The following is a 14,935-nucleotide window of genomic DNA, read 5'->3' on the forward strand; positions in this document are numbered from 1 at the left end:
AGGGCCGGTTGTCTACTGAGCTGGAAAGCACGCGGAGGGCGTTGCGTGATGCCGTGGCGCAGGCCGAGCGCGCCGCCGAGCTGGCGAGGCTGCTGGACGCCGCCCAGGCCAAGCTGGCGGCGGCGGAGCAGAGCGCCGAGGAGGCCAGGGCGCTGGCCGAGCAGCTGGGCGAGGCCGAGGAACGGCTGGAGATCGAGCGGGCGGCGGCCGACAAGCTCCGCAAGGAGCTGGCCGAGCAGCGCTTCCAGGCCGAGGTGGCCAACTGGAAACTCTCCTCGATCAAGGTCGCGCGATGGAACCGGCTCGGCGACGCCATCAAGAGCGGCAGGAACAACCCCATGCGGCTGGCCAAAGGGCTGAGGGGCGCCGCCAAGCCGGTCAAGCGGCCGTCCGCGCCCAAGCGCAAGCCCGTCGCCGGCGCGGGCAAGGCCAAGGACGAGCGCCCTGGAGCGGCGTTCCAGGCCACCAGCACCACCAGGACGCTCGGCGGCGCCTCGTTCAAGCTCAAGCCGTTCCGGGTGCCGACCGGCCCCAACACGCGACCCCACCTCACGGCGGCGGTGATCGCCGACCCGCACGCCGAGGCGCTGCTGCGCTACGAGTGGCGGCAGACGACCGGCTTCACGCCGCGCGACTTCGCCAGGGTGCTCCCGCTGGAGGTGCCCCACCTGCTCGTGGTCGAGTCCGTCACGCAGGGCCCGTGGGCCGAGGAGATCACCGGCGAGCCCGGAGAGGGCCTCAAGGCGCTGCTGGCCTGGTGCGCCGAGCGCGGCATCCGCACGGTCTTCTGGCACACCGGGGGAGACGTGGCCGCCTACGCCGCGGCGGCCGAGCTGTTCGAGCACCGCTTCACGACCGACCTGACCGTGGCGTGGCCGCGGCTGCAGTTCGGGGTGCAGCCCCGGGTGCACAACCCGCTGCCGCTGGCGGGCGGGCGCATCGACCGGGTGCTCACGCTCGACCAGCTCCTGCCCGGCCACCTGGCCTACCCCGACGTGCTGACCTCCTACCGCTGGCCGGCCGCGGCCGACTGCCCGTCGGGCACGCCCCAGTGGCGGCTGGCCGAGATCGCCGCCTGCGGCACGGCCATCGGCACCGAACCCGACGCGCGGCGGGCGCACGTGGCGCTGCGCAGGGCGTACCAGATGGGCACGATGACCGAGCGGATCGACGAGATGCTCGACGCGATCGGCCTGCCCAGCGCCCGCGCCACGCTCAACACCTCCGTCCTTCTGCCCATCCTCGACCCCTTCCTGATGGAGCACGCGCTGGCGCAGGTCGCCAAGCAGTCGGGCGTCGACCAGCTCATCGTCATCGGCCCGCCGGAGGCCGAGCTGCGGGCCCGCGACGTGCTGCCCGACGTGGACGTGATCTACCGCAGGCCGCAGCCGTCGATGACCGGGGGCGCGATGCTCAACGCCGGCATCGACCTGTGCGAGGCCGACCTGGTGGCGGTCATGGACCCGCGCGACGTCTACGGCGCCCACTACCTGTCCGACCTGCGGCGGGCGTTCCTGTTCAGCACCGCCGACATCGTCGGCAAGGCCGCCTACTACGCCCACCTGCGCAAGCCGCAGGCCACGCTGCTCAAGCAGCCGGACGCCGAATACTCCTACCTTCCCGAGATCGCCGGCGCGACCCTGCTCGCGCGCAGGAACACGCTGCGCGAGCTGCGTTTCGCCGACCTCACCGACGGGTGGGACGAGGTGCTGATGCGGCAGTGCCGCACCGACGGGATCAAGGTGTTCTCGGCCGACCGGTTCGGCTACGTGCGCGTGCGCGACGAGGACCGCTGGCTGCTGGGCGCCGCCCTCCTGGTCGAGTACGGCTCCGCCGAGCCGCACGCCCTCATCTGAGGCCGTCGCCATGACGCCCGGCGAGCTGGCCGAGGTGCTGGGGGAGCCGCCGGCGCCCGAGGGGACGTGGGAGCGGGAGGCCGCGTACGTCTCGGCGGCCGCGCTGCGGCGGCGCGTACCGCCCGCGGCGCTCGCCGCCCGGGTGCGCGAGGTCGGCGGGGTGTCCCGCGTGGACGTGCGCGAGGACGGGTTCCTGCGGATCGTCGTGAGCGTGCCGGGCGAGCTGGTCGAGGCTGTGGAGCCGCTGGACATCCCCGATCCCGGGTGGCCCGACTTCCCGCGCACCTGGGACAACCCCGGTTTCGTGGTGCGCTACGGCCACGCGCGGACCTGCGCCGTCCGGCGGTGGGCCCGCGAGCTGGGGGTGCCGTCCGGCGGCTATCCCGCCGGGCTGCCGGCCGACCCGTACGATCGGAGGGTGCTGCGGGTGCTGGCCGAGCTGCCGGGGCGGCTGGCGAGCAGGGATCCGCGGTGGGAGGCGTACCTCGTGCGGCTGGCGCTGGCCTATCACGACGCGCACGAGCGCGCGCCCGCCGTGCCGGTGGGGGACGCCCCGGCGGAGCCGGTGCACACGGCGCGGGTGCGGCTGGCGGAGGCGGTCGGCAGGGTGCTCGTCGGGCCTGATCGGTTGTGATGGCTCACAAAATATCCGGCCAAACGGCGAAATGACGTAAAAATATCCCTTCTAGGGCGTGATCGCGTCTCGATCCGTGGTCACGAGTCCTGGGAGGGGTGGCGGTTCCGATAGCCTCGATCGGGTGAGTCGATACGCCCATCCCGCCGGGGACCGCCACGCCGAGATGATGCCCCACGAGCGCCCGCCGCTGGCGCCCGCCGACATCAACCGCATCAATCCCGCGATCTGGTCCCGAACGTCGACGCGCGCCGAGCAGGGCGCGCTCACCGTCGGCGGCGTGGACGTCCGCGACCTGGCCCGCGATCACGGCACCCCGCTGTACGTCCTCGACGAGGACGACGTGCGCTCGCGCATGCGCGACTACGCCACGGCGTTCGCCGACTCCGACGTCCACTACGCCGGCAAGGCGTTCCTGTGCAAGGAGATCGTGCGCTGGCTGCGCGACGAGGGTCTCGGGCTCGACGTCGCCAGCGGCGGCGAGCTGGCCGTCGCGCTGAGCGTCGGGTTCCCCCCGGAGCGCATCACGATGCACGGCAACAACAAGTCCGCCGCCGAGCTGACCAGGGCGCTGGAGGCCGGGGTCGGGCACATCGTGGTCGACTCGTTCGAGGAGATCGCCCGCCTCGGATACCACGCCGAGCGGCTCGGCAAGCGGCCCAAGGTGATGGTCAGGGTGACCACCGGGGTCGAGGCGCACACCCACGAGTTCATCGCGACGGCCCACGACGACCAGAAGTTCGGGCTGTCGCTCAACTCCGGCGCCGCCGCGGAGGCCGTACGCCGCATCCTCGCCTTGCCGCAGCTCCAGCTCGTCGGGCTGCACTCGCACATCGGCTCCCAGATCGTCGACACCGCCGGTTTCGAGGTGGCCGCGCGCCGGCTGACCACCCTCCTCGTGCAGATCAAGGACGAGCACGGCGTGGTGCTGCCCGAGCTCGACCTGGGCGGCGGCTACGGCATCGCCTACGTCGACGGCGACGAGGCGCCCGACATCAAGGAGCTGGCCGACGGCCTGCGCGAGATCGTCACCAAGGTCTGCGTCGACGCGGGCCTGCCCGTGCCCCGCCTCACGGTCGAGCCCGGCCGCACGATCGTCGGCCCGGGCGGCATCACCCTCTACGAGGTCGGCACCGTCAAGGACGTCGAGGGCCTGCGCACCTACGTGAGCATCGACGGCGGCATGAGCGACAACGTGCGCACGGCACTCTACGGCGCCGAATACACCGCCGTGCTGGCCAGCCGGGAGAGCCAGGCCCAGCCCGTGCTCAGCCGCCTGGTCGGCAAGCACTGCGAGAGCGGCGACATCATCGTGCGCGACTGCCACCTGCCCGCCGACCTCGCCCCCGGCGACCTGATCGCGGTGGCCGCGACCGGCGCCTACTGCCGTTCGCTGGCCAGCAACTACAACTACCTGCCCCGACCCGCCGTGGTGGCGGTGTCGCGCGGCGAGTCCCGTGTGATCGTGCAGGGTGAGACCGAGGACGACCTGTTGAGGGGGCAGCTGTGAAACCGCTGAAAGTGGCGCTGCTGGGCTGCGGCGTCGTCGGCACCCAGGTCATCCGGCTCATGCACGAGCAGGCCGACGACCTGGCCGCCCGCATCGGCGCCCCGCTCGAGCTGGCCGGCGTCGCCGTGCGGCGGCTGGGCCGCAAGCGCGACGTCGAGATCGGCCCCGAGCTGTTCACCACCGACGCCGAGGCGCTGGTGACCCGCGACGACGTCGACATCGTGATCGAGGTCATCGGCGGCATCGAGCCGGCCCGCTCGCTGATCGTCGCCGCCCTGTCGGGCGGCAAGTCGGTGGTGACCGCCAACAAGGCGCTGCTGGCCGAGGACGGCGCGAGCCTGTACGAAGCCGCCCGCCAGGGCAACGGCGACCTCTACTTCGAGGCCAGCGTGGCCGGCGCCATCCCGCTGCTGCGCCCCCTGCGCGAGTCGCTGGCGGGCGACCACGTCAAGCGGGTGCTGGGCATCGTCAACGGCACCACCAACTACATCCTCGACAAGATGGACACCACGGGCGCGTCCTTCACCGACGCCCTGGAGGAGGCGCAGACCCTCGGCTACGCCGAGGCCGACCCGACGGCCGACGTCGAGGGCTTCGACGCCGCCGCCAAGGCCGCCATCCTGGCCGGGCTCGCCTACCACAGCCGCGTCACGGCCGCCGAGGTGCACCGCGAGGGCATCACCGAGATCACCGCCACCGACGTCGCCTCCGCCAAGGACATGGGCTACGTCATCAAGCTGCTGGCCATCTGCGCCCGCTCCGACGACGGCCGCTCCTTCGGGGTGCGGGTGCACCCGGCGATGATCCCGAGGTCGCATCCGCTGGCCGGAGTGCGCGAGGCGTACAACGCGGTCTTCGTCGAAGCCGAGTCGGCGGGGCAGCTCATGTTCTACGGCAAGGGCGCCGGTGGCGCGCCGACGGCCTCCGCCGTGCTCGGCGACCTCGTGGCCGTGGCCCGCAACCGCCTGGCCGGCACCCGCGGGCCCGACGAGTCCACCTACGCCGACCTGGCGGTGCATCCGATGGGGGAGACCGTCACGCGCTGCCACGTGGCGCTCGACGTGGCCGACAAGCCCGGCGTGCTGGCGCGGGTGGCGGAGCTGTTCGCCAAGCACGACGTGTCCATCCAGACGGTGCGCCAGGAGGGCCACGGCGACGACGCCCAGCTCGTCATCGTCACCCATCGCGCCACCGACGCCGCGCTGTCGGCGACCATGGAGGGGCTGCGCGATCTCGACATCGTCCGCGCGGTGGCCAGCGTCATGCGGGTGGAAGGCGACGACTAGCGCACTTCTGTGCCGGATTGTGGCTGGCGGTCAGCGCATCGGGCGTAAGGTAGGCGCCGACCGAGTCCCGAGCGTTCGAGGAGCGCCCTTCATGTCCGCCGCCCCGGCCTCCACCGGGTCAACCATTGGGTCATCCACCGGGTCATCCACCGGGCCCGCCACCCCCAGCGGCTTCGTGCGCACGCCGGAGCAAGGGCTGGGCCGCCTTCACTGGGCCGACGGGAGCTGGGCTATCGACGGGCAGCCGCCCGACGTTCCCGCGCTACGCCCGCTGCGCGGCCTGGAGGTCGAGTGGCCCGCCGCCGAGGTGCCGCTCGACGGCCTGCTGAGCCTGGCCGCCGCCGGCGTCCCGCTGACGGCCGGACGCGCGGAGCCCTGGGTGCCGGCCGGCCTCGCCGAGCTGCTCACCGACCGCGACTGGCTCGGCCACGCCGCCGACGGCGGCGCGCGCTCCCTGGCCGACCTCCGGCGCGAGGAGCACAGCGTACGCCTGCGCCGGCTGGCGCACCCGCTCGCGATCCATCCGAAGATCAGCATCGTCATGGCGAGCAAACGGGCAGGCCTGATCGGCGCGGCGCTGGCGCAGATGGAACGCCAGCGTGAGGTCGAGGCCGAGGTGCTGCTCGGGTTGCACGGGGTGGGGTTCGACCAGGTGCGCGAGGCGGCCGAGTCCTGCTCGCTGCCGGTGAGGTGGATCGAGGCGGAGGCGTCGGTGCCGTTCGGCGAGGTGCTCAACCGCACGGCCGCGCTGGCGAGCGGCGACCACCTGGCCAAGTGGGACGACGACGACTGGTACGGACCCCGCCACCTGGCCGACCTGTTCATGGCGATGTCGTACACCGGCGCCGACGTGGTGGGCACGACCGCGGAGTTCTTCTACCTGGAGCCGCTCAAGGCGACGATCAGGCGTACGACGTTCGCGAGCGGGGCGCGTTATCCGAGCGAGGTGTGGTCCGATCACGTGGCCGGAGGAACCATCATGGTTTCTCGTTCAAAATTTGAGGAAATAGGGGGATTTCCTGCTGTGCCGCGGGCTGTCGATCTCGAATTTCTGAAAGCCGCGCAAAAGGCCGGCGCGCGAATCTACCGCACCCACGGGCTGGGCTACGTCCTGCGCAGAGGGCTCAGCGCCGACCACACCTGGCAACTGCCTCTCGCCCATTTCCTCAAGGTCGCCGCCAACCAGTGGCGCGGCTTCCGGCCGAGCCTGCTGCTGGAAGCCGCATGACGCCACCCGGGGGCGCCGCCGGCGCGTCCGCCCAGCCCACGCCCCAGCACACGGCTGCCGGTCACGTCAGGGTGCGCGGCAACGACTACCGGGTTCTCGGCCCTCCTGAGCACGTCACCCCGGAGCTCACGGTCAGCGTCGTCATCCCCGCCTACGGCGGCCAGGACAAGCTCGACCTGGTGCTGCAGGGCCTGTCGCGGCAGACGTACCCGGCCGCGCTGACAGAGATCATCGTCGTCGACAACGGCACCTCGCCCCCGCTGCGCCTGCCCGGGGGCACGGCGGCCCGGCTGGTCGTCTGCGACAAGCCCGGCCGGGCCACCGCCCGCAACGCCGGGCTCGCCGAGGCCACGGGCGACGTGATCTTCTGGCTCGACTCCGACGTGGTGCTCACGCGGGGAGCGATCGAGGCCCACATGCGCTGGCATCACGCGGCCCCCTACGCCGTCGTGACCGGCTACATCAGGTTCACCGAGGCCCCGCTGCCCGAGGTGCTGCCCGACGACCTGGAGGCGGCGTTCGAGCCGGCCGAGCCGCACGCCTGGATCGTCGACCTGGTCGAGCGCACCGACGGGCTCACCGCCAACCCGCAGCGCCCGTTCAGCCTGCACGTCGGTGGCGCGACCTCCGTCAACGCCCGCCTGATCGCGGCGGCGGGCCCGATGGACGACGACCTGATCCTCGGCCAGGACACCGAGCTGGGCTACCGCCTCGCCCAGGCCGGAGCCGTGTTCGTGCCCGAGCCGCGGGCCCGCGCCTACCACCTCGGGCCCACCATGCGGATGCGCGACAAGCAGCCGATCGACCGGGTGAGTCACGCCTTCGTGGCCGACCGCATCCCGGCCTACCGCTGGTTGCGCGGCCATCCGGCGCGGGGGTGGAAGATCCCGTACGTGACCGTGGTGATGGACGGCACCGTGGGTTACGACACCGTGCGGCCGGCGGTGGACGCCCTGCTCGCCGGCACCGTCCCCGACCTCTCCGTGCTCCTCACCGGCCCCTGGGAGCGGCTCGGCGGCGAGCGCCGCGCGCCGCTGAAGGACCCCGACCTCGAACTCGTGCTGGTCCACGGCCACTACGAGCACGAACACCGGGTGCGCCTGGCGTCCGCGGAAGAGATCGACCCGGCCGTGCCCTTCGTGCTGCGCCTGCCGCCCGGCTGGGCGCCCGGCGAGGACACCCTCGCCCGCCTGCTCGACCTGGCGCGCGACGAGGGCCTCGGCCTGGTGAACGTGCTGCTGCGAGAGTCGGCGGACGGCGTCGTCGCGGCGCGGCTGGAACGCGCGTCGGCCTTCGCCAGGGCCCGCATCGTGGCGGCACCGGACGAGGAGCTCGACGACGCGGTGGACGCGGTGTCGGGGGTCGCCTGGGTCGACGGCGAGACCTACGGGTTCACCGCCGAGCCCGAGCCGCCGGCCGGGCGGCGGGCGGCGTACAAGGCCCGCGTCGAGGCGCAGACGGAGGCGGCCAGGCGGGCCGGCGAGAACGAGCGGCTGCGGGCACAGGTGGCGAAGTGGAAAGAGGAGGCGGGGCGCTGGCGCAAGAGCACCGTCGAGCTGCGCCGCGAGGTCGGCACCCTGCGCCGCCAGATCGCCGCGGCCAACCGCGCCCAGCAGAGCCTGCGCGCGATGGTGTCCACCACTATGAGACGCGCCCTCCGTAAACGCCTGCGTGGCTGACCGCCCCGCGCGGCCGGAGCCGAGCCTGCGCGAACGGTCACCGCGGTGCCGGCGCCCAGCGCGCGGTCAGCCGGGGCGCAGGGCCGACTTCAGGCGCCTGAGCAGGGTCTTCTCGGACGGCTCCGCGGGCGCCGGCACCTGGGCGGGAATGGTGACCGGCTCCGGCGCGGGCGCGGGCGGCGCGGGCCAGTAGCGGTCCGAGGGCTCGTGGCGTACCCCATGGGTGGTGTCGATCACGTCGTCCAGGTCCGCGCCCGCCCAGGCCGTCGAAGGCGACAGGAGCACGGCGCGGCCGAGCGCCGAGGTGCGTTCGAGCCGGGCGGAGCGCCCGTCGGGCAGGTCCACGATCAGGATGCCCGCCAGGTCCTTCTGCACCGATTCGATCATGCGCTCCAGCGTCGCCCGGTGCAGCGGCACGTCCGCCGGCCCTCGATATCGGAACGGCGCCGGCGCGGGCGTCGGGGCGGCCTCGTCGATGAGGCGCACGCGTTCGTCGTGCGCGAACAGATCACGCATCAGCCGCAGCTCGAAACACGGGTCGGACAGCGTCACGCGCCGCTCGTCGTCCAGCCGCGACCACGGCCCGACCAGCGTCACCACGACGTCCTGCAGCTTGCCGTCCAGCGCCGCCGCCACCGCCCGCCGCACCACGGACTCGGACGTGTCGGTCACGTCGAGCACGATCTCGACGTACGGCACCAGCCACCGCCGCCCGCGGTCCTTCCGCAGATCCCTGCGGAGCGGGATCCGGTGCGCCAGGTACGGCTCGACCGCCCGCACGGCGCGCTCCCTGTCACGGTGTTGCGAGGGCAGCCCCAGGTGCACGGCCTGCGCCTCCATCTCGGGCACGAACACCACGCCGTGCATCGCCAGCCGGTAGGAGAACTCGGTGTCCTCGCCCCGCACCACGTTCGGGTCGAGACCGCCCACGGCGTGGAAGATCTCCCTGGGCAGGGCGAAGGTCGGGCCCGTACACACGTGGTAGGGGTTGCGGCTCTTGCGCAGCCCGTCGGTCTTGGCGATCGTCGCCTCGGTGGAGCTCGGCACGGCCTCGGCCAGGTCGAACACCTCGTCCAGGCGCTGCGCCGCGAAGACCTGGCGTGGCGTGACGGGCGGCGTGTCGACGAACTTCTTCATGCCGATGCTGACCAGATAGTCGGTCACGTGGTGCCAGCGGGCCATGGCCTCGATGTGCTCTCGGCAGGCCACCATGTCGGCGTCGAGGCGCTGGATGATCTCGCCGTCGGCGGCCTTGACGCCCGTGTTGACGGCGTTGGAGATGCCCCAGCCGTCGCGCACGCGGACGACGCGGGTGTTGACCGGCCTGATCTCGGGCAGCCGGATCGGCGGATCGCTGCCGTCGTCGACGACCAGGACTTCCATGAGATGATCCGGGTACGTCTGAGCGGCCAGAGCGGCCAGCGTCAGATCGAGCCCCTGCCCGCCGTGAGCCGGTATCACCACGCTCACGGACAGATCCGGTGACCAGGCGCCTAGCTGCGGAACCGCTACTGGTGAATAGTCGTTCTGCCTCAAAGCAGGACGCGCGTTCATGGTGGTGACCCCCTGGCCGAGACCTTATCGGGAGATGCTGAGAATTTCCTGAATAGTGCCCCTGTCCAACGACTGTCCGGGGCAGGGGTACATGGCCTGCGTCCGTCCTCGTGCCCGTTCCCGTGTCCGGCCCGTGGACGCGGCTCCGCGACGGTCGTCCGCACCCCGTACACTCTGTGCCGAACACCGCAGGTAGGGAGTCCATCATGAGCAGGTCGTGGCGTGGCCTCATCGAGGAATACCGAGAGCGTCTTCCCGTGACCACGAAGACGCCCGTCGTCACGCTGCTCGAAGGCGGCACGCCGCTGGTGCCCGCGCACCGCGTCTCCGCCCTGACGGGGTGCGACGTCTACCTCAAGGTCGAGGGCGCCAACCCGACCGGCAGCTTCAAGGACCGTGGCATGACCATGGCCATCAGCAAGGCGGTCGAAGAGGGCGCCAAGGCGGTCATCTGCGCCTCCACCGGCAACACCTCGGCCTCGGCCGCGGCCTACGCCGTCCGCGCCGGGCTGACCTGCGCCGTGCTGGTGCCACGGGGGAAGATCGCCATGGGCAAGCTGGCCCAGGCGCTCGTGCACGGCGCCACGCTGCTGCAGGTCGAGGGGTCGTTCGACGACTGTCTCGAGATGACCCGCAAGCTGTCGTCCAACTACCCGATCGCGCTGGTCAACTCGGTCAACCCGTACCGGCTGCAGGGGCAGAAGACGGCGGCGTTCGAGATCGTCGACACGCTGGGCGACGCGCCCGACATCCACTGCATCCCGGTGGGCAACGCCGGCAACATCTCGGCCTACTGGATGGGTTATCGCGAATACGCCGACGACGGGGTGGCGACGAAGCGGCCGCGCATGCTCGGCTTCCAGGCCAGCGGGGCCGCGCCCATCGTGGCGGGAGCGCCCGTCGCCCACCCGCACACGATCGCCACCGCGATCCGCATCGGCAACCCGGCCTCCTGGTCGCTGGCCACCTCGGCCCGTGACGAGTCGGGCGGGGCCATCCAGGCGGTGACCGACCGGCAGATCGCGGCGGCGTACAAACTGCTGGCGCAGGAAGAGGGCGTGTTCGTCGAGCTCGCGTCGGCGGCCAGCGTGGCGGGCCTGCTGCAGGCTCACGCGCAGGGCATGGTCGAGCCAGGGCGGCGTGTCGTCTGCACGGTCACGGGCAACGGCCTGAAAGACCCCGACTGGGCCATCTCGGGCGCGCCGGCGCCCGTGGTGATCCCCATCGACGTCCACGCCGCGGCGGCGGCGCTCAACCTCGCCTGACGCCACACCAGGGCGCGGGGGCCACGGGGGAAGTGAGGAATCATGAGGCAAACGTGAGCACTGTTCAGATCCGCGTGCCCGCCACATCGGCCAACCTGGGGCCGGGCTACGACACGCTCGGGTTGGCACTGAGCCTGCACGACGAGGTCGAGGCCGCGCTCACCGGAGAGCCGGGGGCCGCCGTCACCGTCGAGGGAGAGGGCGCGGGTGAGGTCGATCTCGGCGAGGGCCATCTGATCGTCAAAGCCATGCGCACGACGTTCGCCCGCATGGGCGTGCCCCAACCGGCCGGGATCCGCCTGCGGTGCCGTAACAGGATTCCGCACGCCCGCGGGCTCGGGTCGTCGTCGGCGGCCGTGTGCGCGGGCATCCTCGCCGCGCGGGCGCTGGCCGGCCTGACAAATTTCTCCGACGACCAGGTTTTCGCGCTGGCCGCCGAGATGGAGGGCCATCCGGACAACGTCGCCCCCTGCCTGGCCGGCGGGCTGACCGTGGCCTGGTGCGACCACACGGGGGTGCCGCGTATGGTGAAACTGGCTCCCGACGAGCGCATCCGTCCGGTGGTCGTGGTCCCGTCGACCCGGCTGTCCACGGAGGCCGCAAGGGGGTTGCTGCCGAAGGACGTGCCCCACAAGGACGCCTCCTTCAACGCCGGCAGGGCCGCGTTGCTGATCGCCGCGCTGACCCGACGGCCCGAGCGAGAGGTTCTGCTCGCCGCGACAGAAGATCGGCTCCACCAGCCTTACCGCGCGCCTGCGATGCCGGAGAGCGCGGATCTGGTAGAACGTCTGCGTGCGGTGGGTGTGCCCGCGGTCGTTTCGGGAGCGGGTCCCGCGGTTCTTGCGTTCCTTACATCGGATTCGCAGGATTTGATCGCGCCAGAAGTGGGTAATGACTGGCACATCCAGCAAATGGACGTCGACCCGGTTGGTGCGAACGTTCAGTTCCCCGAGACACGCTGATGCCTCTTTAGACCTTCAGGGAATAGCCGTGTGCGCTGGTGATGTTAGGCTGATAGCCGCACCAGATGCCCCCTTGGTGGGTGCGTGCTTGTCAGCCACACATCGCTGCATCATGCTTCACGTCGCGAGGCGTGAGCAGCGCGGCTGTCTCCCCGGAATCCGTTGCCTCCGGTTGGCCCACACCCGGTTGGCTCAACGCGAGGTGGCGACGACGGGGATCTGCGCGTTCGAATCATCTCGACATCTGGTTGGCGACAGCAATCTGGGGGGTGTCAGCCACGCGCCACGGTCCTGTGGCGGCCTGGACGAGCCCCTCCCCAAGAGTGGCGGCCGTCTCCAGCGACAGCCGAAGATCGCAGAGTGCACCCCGACCCGGTCTGTCCCGCCGGATCGCAAGCACCTCCGGGACGCCCGGCAGAACAAAACCGGCGCCCGACCCCTGGGAAGGACCTTTTAGTTGAGCGACACCACCGAACTCCTCTCCGACGCATCAGGCGCTGAGCCCGCGTCCGGCGACACCCCCACCCGCGCTCCGGCCAAGCCGCGTGCGCGTCGCTCCGGCACCGGCCTGTCCGCCAAGGTGCTGCCCGAGCTGCAGAAGATGGCGGCCGAGCTGGGCATCAGCGGGACCGGGCGCATGCGGAAGAGCCAGCTCATCGCGGCCATCCAGGAGAAGCAGGGTGGCGGTTCCGGCGAAGGCGCTTCGGCTCCCGCAGCCGCGTCCGAGGCGTCCGCTTCGGCCCCGGCGGAGGCGACGCCCGCCGCGGAGCGGCCCACCCGGACGCGCAGAGAGCGGTCGCGCAAGACCGCGGAGGAGCCCGCACCGCAGGCCGCCCAGCAGCCCGCCGCCGCCGAGCCCGTGGCCGCGAACTCCGCGAGCCCCGTGACCTCCGCCGCGCCCGAGCCTGTCGCCGCCCCGGCCGAGCCGGTCGTCGAGCAGCAGCAGGCGCAGCCCGCGGAGAATGGCCAGAACGACACCCGCCCCGAGCGTTCCGAGCGCGGCGAGAGCCGCCGCGAGCGCCGCAGCCGCGGCGAGCGGCGCGACAGGGGAGACCGCGGCGACCGGGGAGACCGCTCCGGCGGCGACCGGTCGGAGAGCAGCCGTGACGGCGGTCGTGACGGTCGTGACGGTGGTCGTGACGGCCGCGACGGCCGTGACGGCGGCCGGGGCGACCAGCGCGGCACCGACTCGGGCAACCGCGGCGACCAGCGCAACGACCAGCGCGGCGGCGATGACGACGAGCGTGGCGGTCGCGGGCGCAGGGGCCGCTTCAGGGAGCGCAACCGTGGCCGTGGCCGCGACCGCTTCGACAGCGGCGAGCCGGTCATCGGCGACGACGACGTGCTCATCCCGATCGCCGGCATCCTCGACATCCTCGACAACTACGCGTTCGTCAGGACCAGCGGCTACCTGCCCGGCAGCAACGACGTCTACGTCTCGCTCGCCCAGATCCGCCGCAACGGCCTGCGCAAGGGCGACGTCATCACCGGCGCCGTGCGCCAGCCCCGCGAGGGTGAGCGGCGCGAGAAGTTCAACGCTCTGGTCCGCCTCGACACCGTCAACGGCATGGACCCCGAGCAGGCCCGCAACCGGCCCGACTTCAACAAGCTGACGCCGCTCTACCCGCAGGAGCGCCTGCGCCTCGAGACCGAGCACAACATCCTGACCACGCGGATCATCGACCTCGTGTCGCCGATCGGCAAGGGCCAGCGCGGTCTCATCGTCTCGCCGCCGAAGGCCGGCAAGACGATGGTGCTGCAGTCCATCGCCAACGCGATCACCCGCAACAACCCCGAGTGCCACCTGATGGTCGTGCTCGTGGACGAGCGGCCAGAAGAGGTCACCGACATGCAGCGGTCGGTCAAGGGCGAGGTCATCCACTCGACCTTCGACCGGCCCGCGGAAGATCACACCACGGTCGCCGAGCTCGCCATCGAGCGGGCCAAGCGCCTGGTGGAGCTGGGCCACGACGTGGTCGTCCTGCTCGACTCGATCACCCGCCTCGGCCGCGCCTACAACCTGGCGGCCCCGGCGTCCGGTCGCATCCTGTCGGGCGGTGTCGACTCCACCGCCCTTTACCCGCCCAAGCGCTTCTTCGGCGCCGCCCGCAACATCGAGAACGGCGGCTCGCTGACGATCCTCGCCACGGCCCTGGTCGAGACCGGGTCCAAGATGGACGAGGTCATCTTCGAGGAGTTCAAGGGCACCGGCAACATGGAGCTCAAGCTCAACCGCTCCCTGGCCGACAAGCGCATCTTCCCCGCGGTCGACGTCGACGCGTCCGGCACGCGCAAGGAAGAGATCCTCATGGCCAAGGAAGAGCTCCAGATCGTCTGGAAGCTGCGCAGGGTGCTCCACGCGCTCGACATGCAGCAGGCGCTCGAGCTGCTCCTGGAGAAGATGAAGGAGACCAAGTCCAACGCGGAGTTCCTCCTGCAGGTCCAGAAGACCACGGTGAGCAACGACCGCGACTGACGGCCTTCTGCCGGCGGTGCGTCACGCGAGAGGCGGACGGGGTGTCCCCGCCGCCTCTCGCGGCGTTCACGAGGGGGGCCGTACGAGCGAGGGCCCGGCCTGACGGTCACCGGCCGCGCCCGCCGAGCTTGATCGGGAATCCCTGATGGCCTGGGATGGTTGCACGATCTGGCACACTGGTAGCTGACCATTTTGCGGTTCCGGTTCACGCCCTGCGATCAGGGCGACCCGGCGGCCGCAGCCCGAAAGGACAGCGATGAAGCGCGACATCCACCCCGAATACCACGTGACGCAGGTGACCTGCTCCTGCGGCAACACGTTCACCACGCGGAGCACCGCGAAGAACGGCGTGATCCACGCCGACGTGTGCTCGGCCTGCCACCCGTTCTACACGGGCAAGCAGAAGATCCTCGACACCGGCGGCCGAGTGGCTCGCTTCGAGAAGCGCTTCGGCAAGAAGCCCGCGGGCAAATAGCTCCACCGAC

The 14,935-nt window shown here is 71.6% G+C and carries 11 protein-coding genes; 10 read left to right on the forward strand and 1 reads right to left on the reverse strand.

Translation table 11 applies throughout. The features are described 5' to 3' along the window. Positions 1–41: 41 nt before the first annotated feature. The 6 genes from ABGB14_RS12535 (at position 42) to ABGB14_RS12560 (ending at position 8,193) form a co-directional block, all read left to right on the forward strand. Entirely contained in the window at positions 42–1,856 is a 1,815-nt protein-coding gene (locus ABGB14_RS12535; protein WP_347643780.1) for a hypothetical protein, read from the forward strand. A gap of 10 nt (positions 1,857–1,866) precedes the next feature. Continuing rightward, positions 1,867–2,490: an anticodon-binding protein gene (locus ABGB14_RS12540; protein ID WP_347643781.1), complete on the forward strand. Its 624-nt coding sequence runs from the start codon at positions 1,867–1,869 to the stop codon at positions 2,488–2,490. 124 nt (positions 2,491–2,614) lie between these two features. After that, positions 2,615–4,000: a diaminopimelate decarboxylase gene (gene lysA, locus ABGB14_RS12545; RefSeq protein ID WP_347643782.1), complete on the forward strand. Its 1,386-nt coding sequence runs from the start codon at positions 2,615–2,617 to the stop codon at positions 3,998–4,000. Then, positions 3,997–5,286, forward strand: coding sequence for a homoserine dehydrogenase (locus tag ABGB14_RS12550; RefSeq protein WP_347643783.1), 1,290 nt, complete (start codon positions 3,997–3,999; stop codon positions 5,284–5,286). The genes lysA and ABGB14_RS12550 overlap by 4 nt, the downstream gene beginning before the upstream one ends. 91 nt (positions 5,287–5,377) lie before the next feature. Beyond that, a complete protein-coding gene (locus ABGB14_RS12555; RefSeq protein ID WP_347643784.1) occupies positions 5,378–6,514 on the forward strand; it encodes a family 2 glycosyl transferase in 1,137 nt (378 codons plus the stop codon). Then, the gene (locus tag ABGB14_RS12560; protein WP_347643785.1) at positions 6,511–8,193 is read left to right on the forward strand and encodes a glycosyltransferase; all 1,683 of its coding nucleotides are present in this window, start codon (positions 6,511–6,513) and stop codon (positions 8,191–8,193) included. The genes ABGB14_RS12555 and ABGB14_RS12560 overlap by 4 nt, the downstream gene beginning before the upstream one ends. A gap of 66 nt (positions 8,194–8,259) precedes the next feature. Here the strand turns inward: ABGB14_RS12560 and ABGB14_RS12565 are convergent, their stop codons facing one another. Beyond that, complete coding sequence (locus ABGB14_RS12565) at positions 8,260–9,663, reverse strand: glycosyltransferase (RefSeq protein ID WP_347643786.1); 1,404 nt, start codon at positions 9,661–9,663, stop codon at positions 8,260–8,262. Positions 9,664–9,953: 290 nt separating this feature from the next. On the opposite strand from ABGB14_RS12565, the gene thrC reads away from it, so the two are divergent. The 4 genes from thrC (at position 9,954) to rpmE (ending at position 14,925) form a co-directional block, all read left to right on the forward strand. After that, positions 9,954–11,012: a threonine synthase gene (gene thrC, locus ABGB14_RS12570; protein WP_347643787.1), complete on the forward strand. Its 1,059-nt coding sequence runs from the start codon at positions 9,954–9,956 to the stop codon at positions 11,010–11,012. A gap of 74 nt (positions 11,013–11,086) precedes the next feature. Next, complete coding sequence (gene thrB / locus ABGB14_RS12575) at positions 11,087–11,974, forward strand: homoserine kinase (RefSeq protein WP_347643788.1); 888 nt, start codon at positions 11,087–11,089, stop codon at positions 11,972–11,974. 457 nt (positions 11,975–12,431) lie between these two features. Then, positions 12,432–14,450: a transcription termination factor Rho gene (gene rho / locus ABGB14_RS12580; protein WP_347643789.1), complete on the forward strand. Its 2,019-nt coding sequence runs from the start codon at positions 12,432–12,434 to the stop codon at positions 14,448–14,450. A gap of 256 nt (positions 14,451–14,706) precedes the next feature. Continuing rightward, a complete protein-coding gene (gene rpmE, locus ABGB14_RS12585) occupies positions 14,707–14,925 on the forward strand; it encodes a 50S ribosomal protein L31 (protein ID WP_132518486.1) in 219 nt (72 codons plus the stop codon). Positions 14,926–14,935: the final 10 nt, after the last annotated feature.

It is taken from the genome of Nonomuraea sp. B10E15 (assembly GCF_039871615.1).
Classification (GTDB): Bacteria; Actinomycetota; Actinomycetes; order Streptosporangiales; family Streptosporangiaceae; genus Nonomuraea.

Excerpts from the sequence above, each read along its gene's own strand:
- ABGB14_RS12540 (WP_347643781.1), top strand. The coding sequence starts at position 1,867 with ATGACGCCCGGCGAGCTGGCCGAGGTGCTGGGGGAGCCGCCGGCGCCC.
- ABGB14_RS12555 (WP_347643784.1), top strand. The coding sequence starts at position 5,378 with ATGTCCGCCGCCCCGGCCTCCACCGGGTCAACCATTGGGTCATCCACC.
- ABGB14_RS12560 (WP_347643785.1), top strand. The coding sequence starts at position 6,511 with ATGACGCCACCCGGGGGCGCCGCCGGCGCGTCCGCCCAGCCCACGCCC.
- thrC (WP_347643787.1), top strand. The coding sequence starts at position 9,954 with ATGAGCAGGTCGTGGCGTGGCCTCATCGAGGAATACCGAGAGCGTCTT.
- rpmE (WP_132518486.1), top strand. The coding sequence starts at position 14,707 with ATGAAGCGCGACATCCACCCCGAATACCACGTGACGCAGGTGACCTGC.